Consider the following 17,156-nt stretch of genomic DNA (forward strand, 5'->3'; position numbering starts at 1 on the left):
TTTTCTTATTTATGAGATTCAAATTATAAAAGATTGGTACGCCAAAAGCCAATTTTTTGAAAAAAATAAAGTAAAAAGTATATTCTGTTAATTATTTCATTTTTTATTTACAGTTATTTAAAAGAAAATTAAAACATCATGTTAAAAAGAAAAACCTTTTAAATATATTTAAGGCAACAATCATCTTAAATTAAAACTTTTTACATGAAAAAACTAACATTCATTTTATTCGTATTATCCGTTTGTTTTGGGTTTTCCCAGCAAACAGTCACTGGTGTCATTAGGGATGCCGACGGTTCTCCTTTACCTGGAGTAAATATTATCGAAAAAGGAACCAGTAATGGAGCTACAACCGATTTTGACGGTAAATATAGCATAGATGTCAGTAACGCAGAAAGCATATTAATCTTTAGTTATGTTGGCTTTAATACTCAAGAAATTTCTGTAAACTCTAAAACCGTAATTGATGTGACATTGGCGAGCGGAGCGCAATTAGAAGAAATTATATTAGTAGGATCCAGAGCATTACCAAGAAGTAATACTACATCGTCTCTTCCTGTTGATGTTTTACCAGCAAATGAATTAGTATCTACTGGTCAAATTACATTTGACAAAGCATTACAGTATAAAATACCTTCATTTAATACCGTACAAACACCAGTAAATGATGCTACATCATTATTAGACCCATATGAAATTAGAAATATGGGACCAAGTAGAACATTAATTCTGGTTAACGGTAAACGTAAAAATTTAAGTGCATTACTGTACACACAAACTTCTCCTGGTAGAGGTGAAACTGGCGCAGATATCTCTGCAATACCAACAGATGCTATTAAACGTGTTGAAATCTTAAGAGATGGAGCTTCTGCCCAATATGGTTCTGATGCTATTGCAGGAGTTATGAATATCGTTCTTAAAGATAACCCAGAAGAAGGCTCTGTAACTTTTAGATCGGGAATCACTTCTGAAGGAGATGGAGAAACAATAGGTATTAGTTTAAACAATGGTGCTAAAATAGGAGATGACAAAGGATTCTTTAATTACACTATTGATTTCTCTAAAGTAAGTTTAGCAAATCGTCCCGGTGATGTAGATGCCGAAGGTGAATTTTCTGATTTTGGTGGTACACGAGTAGGAGAAAGACTAGAAGACATTCGTGATTTTTTATCTAGACGTCCTGATGCAGGAAACATTAATGGATCTCCTGAAACAGCAGCATCCAAGTTTTTAGTAAATGGAGGGTATGATATCAGCGAAAACACTGAAATCTATATGAATGCGGCTTACGTATATAAAAAGGTAAATAGCTTTGCCAATTTTAGAACTCCATATTGGAGAGATATTCAGGATTTTCCGTATTTAGCAGATTTCTTCCCTAATGGTCCTGGAGGATCTTATGAAGGGTATCTTCCTACTTTTGAAGGAGATCTAAACGATTATAACGCAACAGTAGGGTTTAAAACTAAAAAAAATGGTTGGAATTATGATCTTAGTTACACTACTGGTGGAAATACGCAAACCTATTCTGTAAATAATACACATAATGGAAACTCTGTTTTGTCTCCATTAACATGGAATGATGCAAATAATGATGGTATCGTAGATCCTGGAGAAGTCATTGGAGGTGCAGATTTATATAGAGAAAGAAGTCCTATCTCATTTGATCCGGGAGGAACAAGATTTTCGCATAACGTAGGAAATATTGATATTGCAAAATTACTTTCTGATCAAGTTAGTATTGGTTTTGGTGCAGAGTTTAGAAATGAAACTTTTGAAATTATCGAAGGTGATCTGGCATCATATGATGGAGGAGGTTCTGATTCTTTTGCTGGAAATAGACCAGAAAATTCAGGAAAATTTAATCGTTATAATTTTGGTGGTTATTTTGATATTTCTGCTGATATTACTGAAGATTTTTTAGTAAATGGAACTATTAGATTAGAAGACTATAGTGATTTTGGAGAAGCTTTCGTTTGGAAACTAAGTTCTCGTTATAAATTTCTAGAAGATAAATTAACTTTAAGAGCATCTGTATCTACAGGGTTTAGAGCTCCAACATTACATCAAATCTTTACACAAAGAGCACAATTTAGTTTTGTTCCTGGTCAAGGTATACAAGTCGGAGGATTGATTAATAATGTTTCTCCGCAAGCAAGATTATTAGATATTCCACAACTGGATGCAGAAGAATCAACCAATATTACCGTAGGTATTGGGGCTAAGATTAATAGAAATATTAATTTCACCATAGATTACTATAATATTGCTGTAGATGATAGAATTGTTCTTAGTACAGAAATTGGAGCTACAGCGGCCGGAAATACACCTTTGGACGATGTCTTAACAGACAATAATTTATCAGATGTAAGTTTCTTTGTAAATGCCATTGATACTAGAACTTCTGGTATAGACCTAGTTGCTAATTACAAAAATATCGAATTAGGAACAGGAAAACTTGGTTTTAGTCTATCTGGTAATTATACATTAGAGAACGAAAGAGATGGGGATGTTAAAAACCCTGCTTTGGTAGCACAAGCTGGTCAGTCTGTAGTTAATGATACTCAAGAAGCCTTATTCTTTACTTCAAGACCCGAATTTAAGGCAATACTAGGAGCCAATTATGATATTGGTAAATTTGGTTTTTCATTAAATAATACGCTATTTGGTCCTACAAAATTTAGAAATCAAGGTTTGCAGGACTTAGAAGGTCTTGTTGGAGGTGATGCAGCAGATAGCGACGGAGGTTCTGATCTTGGAGTTGAGTTTATGACAAAAGTTGTTACCGATTTAGCAATAAACTATAGCGCAACAGACAAATTAACAATTGCATTAAATGTGAATAACATACTAGATGTATTACCAGAATGGGAGTTTGAAGCACTTACACCTACAGGAACAGCAGTACTTAACGATCCTGCAGCCGAAAAAACGGCTTTCAACTTAATTACATTTAATGGGCGATATTCTCAAATGTCGTATGATGGATATCATTTTAGCCAATTAGGTACTATGATTAATTTATCTTTAAATTATAAATTGTAAGTATTAGAAATTATATTTGATTGTCTAATCACCCTATTTATTTTTGATAAATAGGGTGATTTGATTTTAGTAATAGCAAAACCTCTTTTGTAAGAAGAAAAAATGATGTTTTATTTGCTTAATTACCTGTTATACTACTAATTTTGCAAAGCCCAAAAATGGATTCATCGGATATCAATACAAATGAAGGAATTAACTCGTTATTTTTATAACATTTTTATAGACAAAGGTATTTCGAAAGACCTATCAGAATATCTAAATATCCTTATTGGATTATCAATTCTCGTTTTTATTCTTTTCTTTATATATATTATCTTGAAAAGGGTCTTTCTTACTATTTTTAAAAGTTATGCATCAAAATCAAGGAATACTTTTGATGATTTTCTGGTAAAAAATAAGACGTTTGATTACTTAGCACATATTGTACCTCTTTCTTTAACTATTTGGATAGTACCCATGCTATTTATTTCTTTTCCAACAGCAGAGAAATATTTGGAAATTATATTTGACATAATGGTTATTATACTAACCATATGGGTGTTACGAAGTATCCTAAGAACCTTTAGAGATTACCTTAAGTCATTATCTTCATTTAAAGATAAACCTATCGATAGTTATGTTCAAGTGTTTATGATATTTGTTTGGACTATAGGGGGAATATTTATTTTTTCATCGATGACAGGAAAATCAATATGGACTTTTCTAACTGCATTGGGTGCTATGTCGGCTGTAATACTTTTAATCTTTAAAGATACAATCTTGGGCTTTGTAGCCAGTATACAAGTTGCGGTTAACGATACAGTAAGAATTGGTGATTGGATTACAATGGAAAAATATGGAGCAGATGGAGATGTTGTCGAGATTAATTTATCTTCTGTTAAAGTTCAAAATTTTGACAAAACTATTACCACAATACCAACCTATCATCTTACTTCTGAATCTTTCAGGAATTGGCGTGGTATGATGGATTCGGGAGGAAGAAGAATAAAGAGATCTTTACTAATAAAAACAGCAAGTATTTCTTTCTTATCTAATGATGATATTGAACGATTAAAAAAAGTAACTCTTATTGGTGAGTATCTTGAAAATAAACAACAAGAAATAAGTCTATATAATCAAAATAATAATATCGATAAATCTAATCCTGTAAATGGAAGAAATTTGACGAATATGGGAGTTTTTAGAATTTATGTAGCATCATACCTTGAGAATCATCCATATATCAATAAAGAAATGACCATTATGAGTAGGCAGCTAGCGCCATCTGCTCAAGGTATACCCTTAGAAATCTATGCTTTTAGCAATGATAAAGTTTGGAAAAATTATGAAAATATTATGGCTGATATTTTTGATCATCTGCTCTCTGCAATTCCTTATTTCAATCTTGATGTATTTGAATTAAATTTTGATATAACTAACAAAGAATAATAATTATTTATCTTATAATAATTGCCTATGATTACCAGTTTCAGAATAATTAGCTACCTAGAAGGTATTTCTTACCTCCTAATTTTATTTGTTACCATGCCTTTAAAATACATGTTTGATTCTCCAGAACCCAATAAAGTAATTGGTATGGCTCACGGTTTTTTATTTCTTATATATATTGTGTTTGCATTTCTTGTTAAGCCAGAAAAAAAGTGGAACACAAAAACTCTTGCTATAGTATTACTATGTTCAATTATCCCTTTTGGAACCTTTTGGATGGATAAAAAATATTTAAAATAACAGATTTAAAAAAAGACGTTTATAAATCACATAGGATAACATATGATGCTATTCTGGATATTCTATTCGCAAATGATAGATATTGGTTAGTTTACGTTTGAATACCTTTTTAATTTGTTGAATTTCTTTGAAAGTGATATTTGCATTGATAAATTGATCGTCATCCATTTGTTTACTTACGATTTTTTCTACAAAAGAATCTATTAAGCTACTTGTTGGGTTTTTTAAACTTTTTGAAGCCGCCTCTACACTATCGCTCATCATTAAAATAGCGGTCTCTTTAGAAAAAGGTTTAGGTCCTGGATACCTAAAATCTTCAATATTTACATTTTCATTACTTTCTTTCTCTTTTGTATAAAAATAATATACCGTACTAGTACCGTGATGTGTTCTGATAAAATCGATCACACGGTCTGGTAATTTGTATTTTTTCGCAATTTCTATACCTCTAATTACATGATTAATAATAATTCTAGCACTTTCTTTAGGAGATAATACATCATGAGCATTTCCAGACGTAGATTGATTCTCTGTAAAGTAAGTTGGGTTTGCCATTTTACCTATATCATGATAAAGAGCTCCTACCCTAACAAGCATAGCATTTGCACCAATTTCATTTGCTGCAGCTTCTGCAATATTAGCTACATTAAGAGAATGGTGGAAAGTTCCAGGCGCTTTATTAGACAATTCTTTTAATAATATTGAATTCGTATCACTAAGCTCTAATAAAGATACATCAGATATTAATCCAAATAATTTTTCATACGCATAAATCAGAGGATGAACAATTAAAGTCGCAAATCCACTAATAACAAACAAGACCACAGTTATCCAATCAATATTACTTATACTTCCTTCATGAATAATGTGAAATGATATATAAGCAAGGATATAAACTACCGTAATTTGTCCTACCGAAATAAATAAATTTGCTCTTTTAAACGATTCAGAGATAGTAAGTATAGTTACTATTCCCGCAATAATTTGTAAGAACGTATATTCATAACTATTAGGAACTACAAATCCCAAAATCAAAACCGTAACCACATGTGTAAATAAACCCAATCTAGAATCAAAAAAGGCTTTTAACACTAATGGTAATATACATAAAGGAACGACATAGATATAACCAGATCTATATTTTACCACCAAGGTGGTTATCAAAACCATAAAAAGTATATTGAAAAAAATAAAAGTGACCTGAGTATTATTATCATAGATCTCTGTTCTGTATTTTCTAATAAACAATAATAGCATCATTAATGCCAGAGACACCAAAAGACTATACCCTAAAACAATCCAATAAAAATTCTTGTCACTCCAAACCTGAGACTCATACTCTGCCTTTAAAGAACTTAAAATTTGTAATTTATCTCCTTCGACAACTTCTCCTTTAGCTATAATCCTACTATCACGAGATACCCCTCCTCTAGTCGTTAAAACCTTGGCTAGTTCATTTTCTAATGTACTTTCGGTTAATTTATCATTCAACCTAACATTAGGTTTTACCAAATCATAAAACAAGGCCACAAAACCACTTTTAAACTTTGTATATTCACTTTTATCAATTCTTGAATTAATAAGACGGGTTATGGCATTGGGAGTTTGTATTTGACCATATGTAACAGCTTCAGCTTTGTTTCCTTTATTTAAAAATATTTGTCTATTACTACTATAAGAATAGGTTTCTTGCAAAACACCATATCTATATATATCATTTAATAAAATTCTTCCAAAAAGTTTAGCTTGATCACGTGTACTACTTTGATTTAACGTAGGAAGGTTACTTGCAAACATTTCTTCATACAACTCTTTTGCAGTATTCGCAATTATTGTATCATACTCGAAATACGGAATAATATTATCTGTGATTCGTTTTTTCTCATCCTCAATTTCTTCTTCTGTTTTAGCTATTGCAAAATCAAAGGGAGCATACAAGTTTTCATATTGCCATGGTTTCCCTTTGGTAAACTCGTACTTAAAAATTCCTCCTTTAGGGAATAGATACACGATTAGTGCAGTAGTAATTATAAAAAGAAATATCTTATAGATAGTTGATTTTCTTTTATACAGGCTGTCTAAAATTCTTTTCACAAATTGAATCAATTAATTACTCAAAAGTACTAAATCAAAGTTAGATGTATATCGTTAAGAAAGTAACAAACAAAATAACAAGTCAAAAATAGCTTTTAAAATCGTAATTTATTGAAAAGTAACTCGACAACTATAAAATAAAAGTTTGCGGATTCTACTTTGCACTTTCTTATGTTTATCCTGCAAAAAATCCTTAAATTCGCAACAAATAATACACATATCTAAAAAAAATATAATGAGTAAAGAAGTTGTAATTGTTTCTGCTGCAAGAACACCTATAGGAAGCTTTTTAGGAAGTTTATCCACTGTTCCTGCAACCCAACTAGGTGCTACTGCAATTAAAGGTGCATTAGATAAAATAAGTCTTGATCCATCGTTAGTTCAAGAAGTGTTTATGGGTAATGTAGTTCAAGCTGGGAATGGTCAAGCACCTGCCAGACAAGCTGCTTTAGCTGCTGGAATAAGCGATACGGTGCCTTGTACTACTGTTAATAAAGTCTGTGCCAGTGGTATGAAAGCCGTTATGCATGCTGCCCAAGCTATTGCCTTGGGGGATGCCGATATTATTGTAGCCGGTGGTATGGAAAATATGAGCTTAATTCCTCATTATGTTAGACTTAGAACAGGTCATAAATTTGGACCTCAAACTTTTGAAGATGGCATGCAAAGAGATGGATTAGTAGATGCTTATGATAATAATGCAATGGGAGTATGTGCCGACTTATGTGCTAATGAATATGAGTTTAGCAGAGAAGATCAAGATGCTTATGCAATACAATCATACGAAAGGTCTGCTAAAGCTTGGGCAGAAGGTAAATTTGCTAATGAAGTTGTACCAGTTGCTGTTCCTCAACGTAGAGGCGAACCTATACTGGTAACTGAAGATGAAGAATTCAAAAACGTGAAAATGGAAAAAATACCAGCTTTGCGTCCTGCCTTTAGCAAAGATGGTACTGTTACAGCCGCAAATGCTTCGACTATTAATGATGGAGCAGGCGCAGTAGTTGTAATGAGTGCAGAAAAAGCTAAAGAATTAGGTTTAAAACCTCTTGTAAAAATCAAAAGTTATGCCGATGCTGCTCACGAACCTAAATGGTTTACAACTGCACCTGCGAAAGCTTTACCAAAAGCTATTGATAAGGCAAATATAGCTTTAGAAGATGTAGATTTCTTTGAATTTAATGAAGCATTTTCTGTTGTAGGTTTAGCAAATATGAAAATATTAGGCCTTACAGATAAAAATACCAACGTAAATGGTGGTGCTGTATCTTTAGGACACCCGTTAGGTTGTTCGGGTGTAAGAATATTAATTACATTAATGAACGTTCTAGAACAAAATAATGCTAAAATAGGTGCCGCTGCAATATGTAATGGCGGTGGTGGTGCTTCTGCAATGATTGTAGAACGTGTTTAACTGTACTAAAATCAATATTTAATATCAGCGAAACTTCGTTTAAATTTTCTATATAAAATTCATGCAATACGGTATTTGTAATCTGAGTATTGTCCCATTACGTTTTGAACCAAAAGACACCAGTGAAATGGTTTCTCAAGTATTATATGGTGACCATTTTAAAGTAATAGAACAACGAAAAAAATGGAGTAAAATTCGTCTGGCCTTTGATAAATACGAAGGTTGGATTGATAATAAACAGTATTTGGAAATTTCTGAAACCGATTATAAAAATTTTGATACCCAACATCAAGATTTGGCAGGGGATTTAGTAGAGTTTATTAGTTGCGCAAAAAATCAATTAATGCCTGTACCTTTAGGAGTATCTTTAGGTAGTTTGGATTTTTTAGAACACCAATATGAAGGGCTTAGAATTACAGAAAAACGGACTAAAGATCAGATTGTCGAAACTGCGTTTTTATACTTAAACACTCCCTATCTTTGGGGAGGTAAAACAAATTTTGGTATTGATTGTAGCGGTTTCACTCAAATGGTTTACAAACTTAATGGATATAAATTATTAAGAGATGCGTCTCAACAAGCAACTCAAGGAGAACCTTTAAGTTTTATTGAAGAAAGTGAAGCTGGAGATCTTGCATTTTTCGATAACGAAGAAGGTGCTATTATTCATGTAGGTATTATAATGAAAGATAACTATATTATCCACGCGCATGGTAAAGTGCGTGTGGATCGTATAGATCATACAGGCATTTATAATGCAGAAAAACGTACGCATACACACCAATTAAGAGTAATCAAAAGGATTATCTAATCAAACCTGTTTTTTACAGGTACTACTCCCCTTTTCTTGAATAAACCCTACAATAAATATTTGTAAATAATTTACAATCCGCTCAATGTAAATTGCCAATATCAATTCGTGAAAAGCGATTTATATCCATTTTAAAAGCTCTAATTTAGGAATACACAAAGAGTACATGGAGTACAAATGGTATACATAAAGCACCTACTCTTCTTTTTGCATAACATCTTATTGCAATTACACTTCATGTAATAATACATTTGCAACACCTTTCGAGGTAATAACTACTCAATTAAATTAACTCTTAAAAACACAAATCATGAAATTTAAAACTCTTATTTTTCTGAAGATGATCTTTTTGATCACATTTTCTAGTGCCTTTGCACAACGTCCTAGTTTTAATAAAAACAAAGATATTTTGATCGCTTGTTTTGACATTAGACCTGATCCAGATGATATTCATGCAGTAGCAGCTCTTGGTAGTATGCTTGCACACCAAGATTTAAGTAATGTAAATTATTTTGCCGTTGCTGGTGCTTATGGTAATCAAGGTGGAAGATACCTTCAATCAAATTCACTTTTCAATATGGCTTTTGGAAACAACTGGACCGATGCACATAATAACAGGTCTGCAGCCATAGCAGCCATAACCAATAAAGTAACACCTATCCTCAAAAATGGTGGGAAAGTTTGGGTACAAGAAGGAGGTCAATCAGATGTAACAGCAGATTGGTTAATGCCTTTAATTAACGCTAATAACGGCATCAGTTCTACAACAACTAAAAACAATGTGATTTTAGTTCAACATGATGATGGTTTTAATGAAGGTAAAGCAAATCAATCCAAACTCCGAAATGTAAAAGCAAACACAAGATACTTTCTTCTTGATGATGGAAATGCAGGTTGGAATGACGGATGGGGAGATCATGGACCATGGTCAACACCTATGTATCGAAATCGAAGCAATTCATTTGTTGATCAAGCTAAAAACTCCCCTAATAGTGTAGCCAAAAGACTATGGACAGAAGCTGATCGTATTTTTAACAATTATTTTCCTAATGGGTTTCCTCATGACTGGTCATTCTTCTTCACAGATGGTGTTGACTATTCTGATTGTGTTGAAAATTGGTGGATTTTTGAAATAGGTACAAAAGCAGATACTCATGCCAAATTTTGGTCTAGGTACGTAATGAATACTACAGGAAACAATCCAGATCCGGATCCAGATCCTAATCCAAATCAGCAATTTTTTATAGTAAACCGTCAAACGGGGAAAAAATTACAGCCTCAGAATAATTCAGATGCAGTTACATTGATCCAAGTTTCGTCAAATACTACAAGTAACATAGTAAAATGGGAACAAGTAAATACTTCTAATGGTTATTTTTACTTAAAAAATGTAGAAACTGGTAAATACTTTAGACCAGTAGGTGATAATGATGGTTCTGCTCTTGAACAAAGACCTACTAGTTATGGTGGTAACTATACACAATGGAAAAAAGTAAACTCTTCTAATGGATATTTTTACTTACAAAATAGACAAACGAATCACTACTTTAGACCTAGTACTGATGCTAATAATAGTCCTATGGTACAACGTCCAACAACATATTCTGGTAACTATACCCAATGGAAATTTGATGCCGTAGGTTCTAAAAGTAACACTATAGAGTCTAATAAATTAAATTTAACTATATATCCTAATCCTGCAACAAATGAACTACAGGTACTAGGCGCAGATATAGAAAGTAATGTATCTATTAAAGATATTTCTGGAAGAACCGTAATACAGGAAACTACTACAGGAAAAAACATGAAGTTTGATATATCTCATCTTCAAAAAGGTATGTATTTACTAACTGTAAAAAATACTATTGAAAATAAGACTATTAGATTTATTAAAAGATAAATCGTAGTTTAAATATTTAGAAACGCCATGTATTAATACATGGCGTTTTTTTATTAGTTTCTTTCAATCAAAAAAAAGAGAATTAATATCATTTAACCTCATTTTTCTAATCATTACTTATAATTATTGTACTAAAAAAGAAGAGGCATCATAACATAAATTTTAGTTCTAAAAGGTTCGATAAAATTCAAAATTATAATCATTTTTTCTTGTTTATTGTTCTAATTACAAGCCCCTAAAACCATTTGTTGCAATCCAAATTTTCGATTTAGGATACCCTTATAACAATAACTCATGTTTTAACTACCATTAGTATTCTAATAGTCTTTTTGGTTTTTTGTTTGGTAACATAAATAAGCCAACCTCATAATGATATCAGGGTGTTTCATATTCTTCACCTAATATAATATTAATACATTTTTCAAATATTTTAGGCTTCAAAAAGGGATTAATACTATTTCTATTCTTAAACAAACTAGGGTACATTTGGGGTACATAGAGTACAAATGGTATACAAAATCATATGTCATTGATTTTTACTTAGTATAGTTCTCCTTTCCTTTTGTACTAGTATATATTTACGCTTGCTTTAGAGCATAACTAAACTCAAAAGCAAAAAAAAACTCATTAACTAAAACTTTTAACTCAACAAACACAAATCATGAAAAAAAGAAAAACCCTATCATCATTATGGGCTATAATGATGATAATGGTCATGTCCTATATGGGGCATGCTCAATCCGTAAATGTCAGCGGAACACTTCAAAAATGGCATAAAGTGGCCGTTTCTCTAACACTACCCGGTGGTAATTTATCAGAATCTGAAGGTACATTTAGAAACACAAGGATGGATGTTATCTTTACCAGTCCAAGCGGAACGACTATTAGAGTACCTGGTTATTTTGCTGCAGATGGTAACGCTGCTAACTCAAATGCTAAACAAGGTAAGGTATATAGAGCATTCTTAAGACCTAATGAAATAGGAAACTGGAGTTATAGAGTACTTTATTATACAGGAAATAACGTTGCAATAGCATCTGTTAATAATTTACCTTCTCCGGTACATAATTTAACAGGAGCTATTAATGGGATTGTCGCATCTAACAAAACAGCTCCAGATTTAAGAGCAAAAGGTCGTTTGGTGTATAAAACTACTGGTACAGATAGTGAGCGTCGTTATCTTCAATTTTCTGAAACTGGAGAGTATTATCTGAAGCTAGGTCCAGATTCTCCTGAAAACTTCTTAAACTATAACGATTTTGATGCCGACGTTGCAGGGAATATAAACTCTGGATTTACTCCTGAACACCAATTTAATCCACATGCATCAGATTACAACAACACTGACCCTACTTGGGATGGTGGAAAAGGTAAAAACATTATTGGCGCCTTAAATTACCTTAAAAATCAACGAATGAACTCTGTTTCTATGAGTCTTTTTGGGGGTGATGATAAAAATGTATATCCATGGACAACTGCCAATGCTAAATTTGTTTACGATGTATCTAAGTTAGAACAATGGGAAATTGTTTTAAATCATGCTGAGCACAATGGATTATTATTACACTTAAAATTAGCCGAAAATGAAAATTGGGATGCCTTAAATAGTAATCAAATAAAAACATACTACCGTGAAATGATCGCTCGTTTTGGTCATCATTTAGCAGTAGAATGGAACTTCTCTGAAGAATATCGTGGAACCCCTGCAAGTGCTATAGAACGTATTGATTTTATGGCCGCTAATGATCCTTGGCAAAATCATCGTGTGATTCATACCTATCCTGATGAGCATAACAAGTATACAACTTGGTTAAATTTAAATGCAAAATTAACAGGAGCTTCTATTCAAAGTTCTAGCAAAAGTAATTATGCATCTGCTTACAATGGACCTGATGGAATATTAACTTGGATTAACAATTCTAAAAATAATGGAACTCCTTGGGTAGTTGCTTCAGATGAGCAAAATCCTGGAGGAACAGGAATTTTTACGTCACAAAACATTTCGAGTAGTGCTGTTAAAACAGAAGCTAGAACCCGTATTCTTTGGAAAACTATGATAGCCGGTGGACCTGGTGTAATGTGGTATGGCGGTGGACAAGGTGATTTTAAAACGGAAAACTTCAACCGTTTTAATACATTATTTACTTGGTCACGTTATGCCGTAATAGATTTTTTCCAGAATAATAATATTGAATTTTGGAAAACCTCTAATAATGATAATCTAGTATCTGGTTCTGCAAATTGTTTAGCAGAAGCAGGAAGAACGTATGTAATCTATTTAGAAAATGGAGGTTCTACAAACTTGAACTTAAATGGACAATCAGGAGATTTTTCTGTGCAATGGTTCAATCCACGTAGTGGTGGAGCATTATTAAATGGTAATGTAACACGAGTTTCTGGAGGTGGTAACAGAAGTATTGGTAACCCTCCAAATTCGGCTAACTCTGATTGGGTAGCCTTAGTAAGACAAAATGGAACCGATCCTGTTTCTGGTGTAAGTATAACACAAGCATCTGTATCTATTAATGTAGGAAGAACATCAAACTTAACAGCTACAGTAAGTCCTTCATCTGCTGCCAATAGAGACGTAACATGGAGCTCTAATAATACCGCAGTAGCAACAGTAAATGCTAATGGAGTTGTGACAGCTATAGCAGAAGGTACTGCAACAATAACAGTTACTACTGTAGACGGTGGTTTTACAGATACTTCTACTGTTACTGTTACTCCTGCACCAGTAGTATCAGGTGCTTGGGTAGAAAATGATGGATATTTGGTAATTGAAACTGAATCACTTGATTTCCCAACAAACTCACTTTGGTCAAAAAAGACAACTGGAGGAAATCAGCCATTAGGTAATGGTTACATGCAATATGATGGTCCAGATCGTCAATTTGTTGACCCACTTCCTGATGGAGTATTAAAGTATAATATCAAAATAAATACTCCCGGTACTTATCAATTTATTTGGCGTACAGGGTACGGTTTCAATTCAACAACTTTTGACGGGGCAAACGACTCTTGGTTAAAAGTAAACGGAACTGATTTTTATGGAACCAAAGGAGGTGCTAAAACCGGAAGTTTAAATGAATGGATGAAAGTATGGGTACAAAAAGATGCCTTTGTGAATGAATGTACAGGAGAACATGCAGGTGTAAATGGATTGACTATTTTTGCCGACTTTGATACACCTGGTTATTATTCGATTGAAGTGGCAGGGCGTTCAAAAGGTCATGTTATCGATAGACTATTCATGTTTCAAGACGGAAAACGTCCTATAGCTTTAAACAATAGTACTCCAGAATCTCCACGAGAAGGTAATACCAATCCTATAGCAGTGACTGGTGTTTCTGTATCACCTGCAACAGTTTCAATTAATGCAGGACAAACTAGTGCTTTAACACCAAACTTTACCCCTTCAAACGCAACGAACAGAGCGGTAACTTGGGAATCAAATAATCCTTCAATTGCTACAGTTAATACTAGCGGTGTAGTTACAGGTGTAGCGGCTGGTAGTGCAATTATTACTGCAACTACAGACGATGGTGGATTTACTGCTACAAGTACTATTACTGTAGGAGGAGGATCCTCTTGCTCTAATGTAACCCTAGGTGCTGTAAGTGATTTTTCAAACTTTGAACTTCCAGGATTTGCTCCGGGATATGTAGATAACGTTAGAAATGCCTTAGCAATCGATGCTTCTCAATACAAAGATCAGTTTGCTGCTGCTACCACTTCTTTTAGTGGAGAAGCAGGAACTTATGATGTAGTGATTAACACTCTTGCCGAATTAGATGGTGAGAGTACCTATAGAGTATTCATTGATGAAGTATTAATCGGAACATTCCAAAACCCAACTACTACTGTAGATTATTCTCCTGCTAGCCAAACTTTTAGTGGTATTACTGTAGCCAATGAAGCTGTACTTAGAGTAGAATTTAATTCAAACTCTAATGGACAAGTACCAGAAGGAGGAGGATTTGCTTTTTCTAGAGGTCGTTGGACATCATTAGAGTTTAAATGTACTGATAGTACAACTCCAACTGTAGATTGTAGTGCAGCTCCAACTGGTTTGGCAGTGTCTAGCGTAACTGATACATCTGTTACATTATCTTTTGATAATACAGCTACAGATACAAGAACTTTTGAGTTAAGAGCATTCCCTGAAGGTGGATTTACAGGAAATATTAATACAGGAGGTGTTGGTTTTGCAGCGGCAGCGGCAGGTAGTTCGAGTGTAACTATGACTGGTTTAGTAGCTGGTACGGCATATGACTTTGTATTTCGTGCTTTATGCCCTGGAGGTACTCCAGGCACAAGTCCTTTAGCTCCAACAGTTGTAGGAACTACTTCTGGAGGAACCACAACAATTGCAGTAACAGGAGTAAATGTTTCTCCTGCAACGGTCACAATTGATGTTGCTCAAACAAGTACTTTGACTGCAACAGTAGCACCAGTAAACGCTACAAATAAAAATGTAACATGGAGTTCTAGCAACACAAGTATTGCAACAGTTAGTGCCGCTGGTATAGTAACTGGAGTAGCAGCTGGAACAGCTACTATTACTGCAACTACTACTGATGGTGGATTTACTGCTACAAGTAGTGTTACTGTAAATACTGTTTCTACTCCAAACACTTTTGCTATCCCAGGAACTATTGAAGTAGAAAACTTTGATGCTAAAAGTGGTGATGTAAAAGCCGAAAATACTCCAGGAACAAATGGAGGTCAAAATTTAGGTTTCATTAAAAATAATAATTATACCGAGTATGATATTGATGTAGCCACAACTGGAACCTATACACTTACTGCTTTTACTTCTTCTAACGGTGTTGGAGGTAATATAGTAGCTTCTGTTAAAGGAACTGATCTAGGTACAGTTGCTGTCCCTGTAAATAACGATTGGCACAATTACAGTACTCCTATCACTACTGAAATACAATTAACCGAAGGTACTCAAAGACTTAGATTGACATATACAGGAACTGCAGGTTTCTTATTTAATTTTGAACGAGCTGAGTTTACATTAAATGCTACAACACCAACAGCAGATTGTAGTGCACCACCGGCTAATTTAACAGTATCTAGCACAACAAATACTTCTGCTACTATAGCTTTTGATAATACATCTAATGATACAAGAATAATAGAAGTAAGAGCTTTTAATGAAGGTACTTTTAATGGTGCTTTATCCGGTGCTGTATCGTTTGCTTCTGGAAACAACGGAGCTACTTCTGTAACGATTAATGGTCTTACTGCAGGAACAACATATGATTTTGTTGTTCGTTCATTATGCGGACCTGGTGGAAATGGCCCAAGTGCTACAGCTACCGTTTCAGGAAAAACAACAGGAGGCAATACTTCTACACCAGTAACAGTAGATTTAAACCCAGTAGACGATGCTTATATACAAGCAAGTAATAATTCTACCATAAATAATAATGTGCTTTATGTAGATGGAACAAATCGTGTTTCTTACTTAAAATTTGATGTTTCAGCTATTAGTGGTACTATAGCTTCTGCAAGCTTAAAACTTACAGGAAGTACTGATTCTGGTAATGGAGTAATTGATGTTAACCTAGGAACAAATAGCAATTGGACAGAAACGAATTTAACTTCTGCCAATGCTCCGGGAAAAGGTGTTGCATTAGGTAATATAAATGGTCCTTTTTCTAAAGATACCGTTAAAGACATTGCACTAACTGGTGTTACTAAAAATGGTAACTTCTTAACCTTAATCGTTAGTCAAGCTAATGGCGCTGATGCTAACTTTAGTTCTTCTGAAGCTGCTACCGGAAAACCGGTTTTAACAATTACGTACAATTCAACAACAGGAGCTAAAGATGAATTAAATGCTAATCTTATAAAGGCGTTCCCTAACCCTGTACATAATGTTTTAAATCTTAGTGGTCTTTCTGAAAAAAGTTTGATAACTATAATAGATTTAAGAGGACAAACAATCTTGAAAGAAAGAACGTCTGCTTCTAAAAATGCGCAATTAGATGTTTCTCAACTTCCTAAAGGAATGTATTTTGTGCAAGTTCAAAACGGTACTAGTAATTTTAACCTTAAAATTTTAAAAGACTAGGACAATTTAATGAAGTCCCATTATAAAACTAAGAGTGACACTTAATCGGTGTCACTCTTTTTTTTGAACATAAATA

At 33.5% G+C, this 17,156-nt stretch carries 8 protein-coding genes; 7 read left to right on the forward strand and 1 reads right to left on the reverse strand.

Translation table 11 applies throughout. The features are described 5' to 3' along the window. Window positions 1–204: 204 nt before the first annotated feature. From D1816_RS05775 to D1816_RS05785, 3 genes are all read left to right on the forward strand, one after another. On the forward strand, window positions 205–3,045 hold the full coding sequence (locus tag D1816_RS05775) for a TonB-dependent receptor (RefSeq protein WP_066309275.1): 2,841 nt from the start codon (window positions 205–207) through the stop codon (window positions 3,043–3,045). 183 nt (window positions 3,046–3,228) lie between these two features. Further along, a complete protein-coding gene (locus D1816_RS05780; RefSeq protein ID WP_118501525.1) occupies window positions 3,229–4,473 on the forward strand; it encodes a mechanosensitive ion channel family protein in 1,245 nt (414 codons plus the stop codon). A 27-nt stretch (window positions 4,474–4,500) separates the two neighbouring features. Then, a complete protein-coding gene (locus tag D1816_RS05785; RefSeq protein WP_066309269.1) occupies window positions 4,501–4,773 on the forward strand; it encodes a DUF3817 domain-containing protein in 273 nt (90 codons plus the stop codon). A gap of 48 nt (window positions 4,774–4,821) precedes the next feature. Here D1816_RS05785 and D1816_RS05790 read toward each other — a convergent pair whose 3' ends face one another. Beyond that, window positions 4,822–6,867: an HD family phosphohydrolase gene (locus D1816_RS05790; RefSeq protein WP_066309267.1), complete on the reverse strand. Its 2,046-nt coding sequence runs from the start codon at window positions 6,865–6,867 to the stop codon at window positions 4,822–4,824. Between the two features lie 235 nt (window positions 6,868–7,102). Here D1816_RS05790 and D1816_RS05795 point away from each other — a divergent pair, with 235 nt between their 5' ends. From D1816_RS05795 to D1816_RS26020, 4 genes are all read left to right on the forward strand, one after another. Further along, the gene (locus tag D1816_RS05795; protein WP_118501527.1) at window positions 7,103–8,281 is read left to right on the forward strand and encodes an acetyl-CoA C-acyltransferase; all 1,179 of its coding nucleotides are present in this window, start codon (window positions 7,103–7,105) and stop codon (window positions 8,279–8,281) included. Window positions 8,282–8,342: 61 nt separating this feature from the next. After that, window positions 8,343–9,092, forward strand: coding sequence for a C40 family peptidase (locus D1816_RS05800; protein ID WP_118501529.1), 750 nt, complete (start codon window positions 8,343–8,345; stop codon window positions 9,090–9,092). A 310-nt stretch (window positions 9,093–9,402) separates the two neighbouring features. Continuing rightward, window positions 9,403–10,992: a T9SS type A sorting domain-containing protein gene (locus tag D1816_RS05805; RefSeq protein WP_118501531.1), complete on the forward strand. Its 1,590-nt coding sequence runs from the start codon at window positions 9,403–9,405 to the stop codon at window positions 10,990–10,992. Between the two features lie 661 nt (window positions 10,993–11,653). Then, window positions 11,654–17,080: an Ig-like domain-containing protein gene (locus tag D1816_RS26020; RefSeq protein ID WP_233565249.1), complete on the forward strand. Its 5,427-nt coding sequence runs from the start codon at window positions 11,654–11,656 to the stop codon at window positions 17,078–17,080. Window positions 17,081–17,156: the final 76 nt, after the last annotated feature.

Source organism: Aquimarina sp. AD10, from assembly GCF_003443715.1.
Classification (GTDB): domain Bacteria; phylum Bacteroidota; class Bacteroidia; order Flavobacteriales; family Flavobacteriaceae; genus Aquimarina; species Aquimarina aggregata.